Origin of the sequence: Catenibacterium sp. co_0103 (assembly GCF_004168205.1) — a bacterium.
In the GTDB taxonomy this organism is placed as follows: domain Bacteria; phylum Bacillota_I; class Bacilli_A; order Erysipelotrichales; family Coprobacillaceae; genus Catenibacterium; species Catenibacterium mitsuoka_A.
Map to the genome: position 1 here is coordinate 1 of NZ_RCYB01000113.1, position 5,948 is coordinate 5,948.

Below are 5,948 nucleotides of genomic sequence, written 5' to 3' on the forward strand. Positions count from 1 at the left end.
ATTATGCTGCAAAACAAAAGCACCGTTGTGGTGCTAATGTTTGATTATTTTTGAGACATTATCAATTTCGGTTGACATGAACTTATTTACCTAGATATTCTAAAGCCTGAGCAAGAACTGAATCACCATTCATCATACCATAGTCCTTCATACCAATCATATATACTGGAATAGAACCAACAGTTTTCTGAATTTCTTCCTTTGCATAACGAACCTGTGGTCCAAGGAAAATAATATCAGCTTCTACATCCTTTAAATCAGTATTTTCAGCATTCACTGCCCAAATTTCAGCTTCGACATTCTGTTTAGTCGCTGCTCTTTTCATCTTTTCTACAAGTAAGCTTGTACTCATCCCTGATGCACAGCATAATAAAATCTTAATCATCCAAAAACTCCCTTCTTGCGACACATTATATACTAAAATAAGACGTTTGTGAAGAAAGAAAAAAAGAGAGATGTTATGATCTCTCTTCGCATAATTCTAAGATACAATCCCAGACTTCTCTGACACCTTTTTTCTTTAAGCTAGAAAAACGGACAAAGTGGTCACTTGGATCGAAATTCAATGTTTCTTTAATCAGCTTCTCATTTTTAACAAGTTCATTACGTTTTAGCTTATCTTCTTTAGTTGCGACAACAATAACAGGAATACCAAAATGCTTGGCGTAATCATACATTGTCACATCATCATCTTTAGGTTTATGACGATAATCCACAATAAGAATCATCGCTTTTAGATTCTTTCTATTACGTAAGTAATTGTCAATCATTTCTGAGAACTGCTCTAACATCTTCTTTGGTACCTTTGCATAGCCATATCCTGGTACATCAACAAGTCTTACTTCATCATTGATATTAAAGAAATTAAGAGTACGTGTTTTACCAGGAGTTGAACTAACCTTTGCAAGTCCCTGCACATTGGTTACTGTATTGATAAAGCTTGATTTACCTACATTTGAGCGTCCAGCCATCACTACTTCAGGTAATGATTCATCTGGCCACTGACTAGGCCAGGCTGCACATAACATGAATTCGGCTTTTTTAATTGTATACATATTACTTTTCCAACGCATTTTCTAAAACAGTATCAATATGATCTGCTGTGATGATAGTTAAATCGTTTCTTACAGATTCTGGAATATCATCAATATCTTTCGCATTATCCTTAGGAATAATGATTGTATGAATACCAGAACGATGTGCAGAAATAGACTTTTCTTTTAAGCCACCAATTGGTAATACATTACCTGTTAATGTCACTTCACCTGTCATTGCGACATCATCACGTACAGGCTTTTGTGTGAAAGCTGAATAGATAGCAGTTGTTAAAGTGACACCAGCACTAGGACCGTCCTTCTTTACTGCACCTTCAGGTACATGAATATGAATATCCTGCTTATCAAAATCAATATCCTTTAAGCTATACTTATCAGCATGTGCCTTAAGATAGTCTAACGCAATTGAAGCAGATTCTTTCATGACATCACCAAGCTGACCAGTGACGATGAATTTACCACTACCTTTAAAGTGGTTGACTTCAATCGGAAGAATATCTCCACCAAACTGAGTCCATGCTAAACCAGTGACTACACCCACCTGAGGTTTAGGCTGTTTCTTTGTATGGTCAAAAGGTGCTTTACCTAATAATTCTTCTAAGTCGTTTACTTCCACAGCAACATGATCAGTTGTTTTCTTAAGAATCTTCAATACTGATTTTCTACAGATTGCTGCAATCAATCTTTCTAACTGACGTACACCTGCTTCACGTGTATAGTGTCTAATAATATACATTAACGCATCATCAGTAATAGTTAACTGTTCATCAGTCAAACCATGATTCTTAAGTTCTTTCTTAATTAAATGATCTTTCGCAATCATTAATTTTTCTTGTTCTGTATATGAAGATAGTTCAATGATTTCTAATCTATCACGTAATGGTTCAGGAATACCACCTAGATCATTTGCTGTTGCGATAAATAAAACCTGTGATAAATCATATGGTTCTTCAATATAGTTATCTGAGAACATAGAATTCTGTTCAGGATCTAATACTTCAAGCATAGCACTTGTAGGATCACCCTTATAATCACTTGCCATCTTATCAATTTCATCTAATAAGAAGACAGGATTCATAACACCTGCTTTTTTCATACCCTGAATGATACGACCTGGCATAGAACCTAAATATGTTCTACGATGACCTCTGATTTCTGATTCATCAGTCACACCACCTAGAGAAATTTTCACAAACTTACGATCTAAAGCACGTGCAATAGACTTAGAAATAGAAGTCTTACCAACACCTGGTGGACCTACTAAACAGATAATAGGTGCCTTTAAAGACTGAGTCATCTGTTTAACAGCAAGCTGTTCTACAATTCTTTCTTTAGGTTTCTTTAAACCAAAATGGTCTTCATCAAGAATTTCTTCTACCTTAGTAATATCCTGATTATCTTCAGTCATTTCAAACCAAGGAAGCTTAGTCATCCAGTCAAGATAAGTACGTACGACATTGGCTTCTGGTGAAGTAGAAGGCATCATTTCATATCGTGCTAACTCTTCAGTTAACTTGTCTTTTACATTCTGTGGATAAGGATTATCCTTAATCATAGAACGGAATCTTTCAACTTCATCCTCACCATTAGGTGCATCACCTAATTCTTCTTTAATTGCCTTAAGCTTTTCTCGTAAATAGAATTCTTTCTGGTTTTCATCAATACTCTTCTTAACACGATTATTTATAGAATTTTCAATTTCATTAATAGCCTTTTCCTTCTGCATAGATGCAAGAACTAACAAAAGACGTTTATTAATATCTGGTTCAGCTAAAATCTTTTCTCTTTCCACTAAATCAGAATTAATATAATGACCAATAGTATCAGCAAGTTCACTTGCTGATAAACCATGAGTAATATTTGAAATTAATTCTCTAGGTAATAACTGACTCGCACCATTCATTGACTGCATCTGTTCAGTCAACTTACGTACTAGCGCAGTTTCTTCATTAGGATCACCATGAATATCTTCTAAATAGCGCACCTTTGCATAATAGCATTCACCTTCAGTATAAAGTGATTCTAATTCAACACGCTTTTCACCTACTACAGTAAGTTTGATTGTTCCATGGTTATCTTTCTTAATACGTTTTGTAATCTTACAAAGTGTGGCATGGTGATATACCATGTCAAAATTGATTTCTTCTTCTAAAGGATGGATCTGTGAGACTAATACAATATTAGAATCATGCTGACTTACAGCTAAATCCATTGCATTTAAGGAAAATGTACGTCCTACGTCCAAAGACAATTCATGTCCTGGAAATACAAGCATACCACGCGTACAAATAACAGGAAGATCAACTGTTACATTTAAATTTTCCATAATCTATTTCTCCTTTCTTAGAAAAAATAAGACGCGTAGGCGTCTTATTTCACATTATCTTTAATTAACTGAAGAGCCTTTCTGTGAGTTAAATCACTCTTTACTACATATTCCTGACCACCAAGAACCTTCTTAACTTCTTCAAGTGGCATGTTGTAGTATGTAGCGATTTCTTTCATTTCATCTTCCATTTCTGCATCAGTCACTTCAATGTTTTCTGCCTTAACGATTTCATCAAGGATTAAGTTTAACTTAACTCTTTCTTCAGCCTGATCTCTTACATCAGCTTTGATATCATCCATTGTCTTACCAGTCATCTGAGTGTATAATTCAATGTTTAATCCCTGCTGAGATAAGTTCTGATTGATTTCGTTAATGATGTTCATAACTTCGCTATCAACCATTGCATCTGGTACATCGATTGTATTGTTAGCAACAACAGCCTTAATTACTTCTTCATTGAACTTGTTTTCAGCTTCAGCCTTCTTCATAGTTCTGATCTGATCTTTGATCTTTTCCTGTAACTGTTCTAATGTTTCAACACCTTCGATATTAACATCCTTAGCTAATTCATCATCAATTTCAGGTAAAACCTTTGCTTTGATTTCATGAACCTTAACCTTGAATACTACTTCAGCACCTGCTAAATCAGCTGCATGATATTCTTTAGGGAAAGTTAAGTTGATTTCTTTTTCTTCACCAGCAGCCATACCAACTAGACCTTCTTCAAATCCAGGGATAAATGAGTGAGAACCGATTTCAAGTGAATAGTTTTCTGCTTTTCCGCCTTCAAAAGCAACACCATCTTTGAAACCTTCATAATCGATAACAGCTGTATCGCCTTCTTCAACTGTTCCTTCTTCTTTAACTACTAATTCAGCGAACTGCTTCTGGTAGTCATTTAATCTTTCTTCAACATCTTTCTTAGTTACTCTTACCTGAGCCTTCTTAACTTCTAATCCTTTGTATTCACCTAATTCGAATTCAGGTTTAACTGGACAAGTGAAAGTTACTTCTAATTCAGTTTCAGTAGACTTAACAATGTTTGCAGTTGGCTGAGCAACTGGAGTTACATTGTTGTCAACGAAGATCTTAGCATAGTTTTCGCTTAAGATTTCTTCAACAGCCTGTTCTCTTAATGCCTTAGCACCAATCTTAGCTTTGATTAAATTCTTTGGAGCATGTCCCTTTCTGAAACCATCTAACTTAACTGAACCAGCTAACTTATTTAAAGCCTTTTCCTGAGCTGCTGCCCATTCTTCTGTATCGAAAACGGCTTTGATTTCAACCATTGATTTCTCAAGTTTTTTAACTTCTGTATTCATTTCTTAATCTCCTTTACTATTTGCAATTGCTATTATACATGAAAGATTCATGCAATGCAACATTTTAACACTCTAATTGTTTGAGTGCTAATATTTCTTTTTCTACGTCTGATAAATCGCAATTGTAGTCAATTTCTATATCAGATGGATCGACTGGCATATTCTGTAATGTTGCAACGTAATAGTGTAGCGTTGCTGCTACTAGATCACAGTCTTCTGGCATAATATCCTTAGGATAAATAGTATAAAGATAATATTCCAGATAATCGAGACATTGTGAGAGAAGCGTAGGATTATCATCTTCTAATACTCTTGAAAGAGATTTACCAATCAATGTATAACATTCTCTTTCTAATACCAAAGGACTATAAGAGCCATTAAAGTAATATGTTTCATCACCCTTTACTACAGTGAATTCTTCATCCACCTGCTGATCAATCAGAATTTCCATAATAAGTGTCTTCGCAAAAGATGACTTATGAGGATTTTCTAAGAATCTTCCTACTTCAGGCATGATCATACGGATATTTAACTGCTGTAATTGATCAAGTGCCATATAAATTAAATCATCATTCACTTCATCTCTATCAAGTAAACGTCCAATTTCCTGTGCAGACATAATGGTACTCTTGTTTTCTAGCTGGTAATTCTTTTCCTGCTTCATAAGAATAATTTCATCATAAACTGCATTGAATAAGTTTTCATACTGCTGAGGGATATAAGGCATAGATAATTCTTCAATAAGAATATTAATTGCCTGTTCATATTCTTCAAGTTCTTTTAAAGCATTTAAATATAAAGCAGTCACTTCATAATAAGTGTTATTGGCCTGCATTTTAGCAACGGCCCCTTCCTGCATACATCTTTGATAATCTTCTAATGCATTCAAGCATACAAGACGATAATATCTAGTCATCTCGTCATCCATATCTGTCAAACGACTTAATGCGACTTGATACTGGCCTTCTTCAATAAGTTCTTCTATCATGTTTGCCCCCTTGAGTTTTCATTTTATCAAAATTAGACTATCTGTCAACATAATTAAAAAACCTTACTAAATGTGAGTAACTAAATAGACTTGGGGTTTACTCAAGCTTTGAAAAAGTCAGGGGTATGAACTCCTGGCTTTGCTTTTATGCTGTCAACTTTTTAGGGGCAGTTTTCTGCTATCTGTTTTGTTTATTTCATAAATCATTTATCATGTTCTTAAGGTCAATAAATCTATAGAAAGAAAAAAAGGAT

At 34.6% G+C, this 5,948-nt stretch carries 5 protein-coding genes; all 5 read right to left on the reverse strand.

Annotation, left to right across the window (positions count from 1 at the left end):
* Positions 1–82: 82 nt before the first annotated feature.
* A complete protein-coding gene (locus EAI80_RS11640) occupies positions 83–385 on the reverse strand; it encodes a PTS sugar transporter subunit IIB (protein WP_022424314.1) in 303 nt (100 codons plus the stop codon).
* A 73-nt stretch (positions 386–458) separates the two neighbouring features.
* On the reverse strand, positions 459–1,055 hold the full coding sequence (gene yihA / locus EAI80_RS11645) for a ribosome biogenesis GTP-binding protein YihA/YsxC (protein WP_129982171.1): 597 nt from the start codon (positions 1,053–1,055) through the stop codon (positions 459–461).
* A gap of 1 nt (position 1,056) precedes the next feature.
* Positions 1,057–3,381: an endopeptidase La gene (gene lon / locus EAI80_RS11650; RefSeq protein ID WP_129982172.1), complete on the reverse strand. Its 2,325-nt coding sequence runs from the start codon at positions 3,379–3,381 to the stop codon at positions 1,057–1,059.
* 44 nt (positions 3,382–3,425) lie between these two features.
* Positions 3,426–4,706 carry a trigger factor gene (gene tig, locus EAI80_RS11655; protein ID WP_129982173.1) on the reverse strand — a complete coding sequence of 427 codons (1,281 nt, stop codon included), beginning with the start codon at positions 4,704–4,706 and terminating at the stop codon, positions 3,426–3,428.
* Between the two features lie 64 nt (positions 4,707–4,770).
* Positions 4,771–5,694, reverse strand: a complete 924-nt coding sequence (locus EAI80_RS11660) for a hypothetical protein (protein WP_022424310.1) — start codon at positions 5,692–5,694, stop codon at positions 4,771–4,773.
* Between the last annotated feature and the right edge of the window lie 254 nt (positions 5,695–5,948).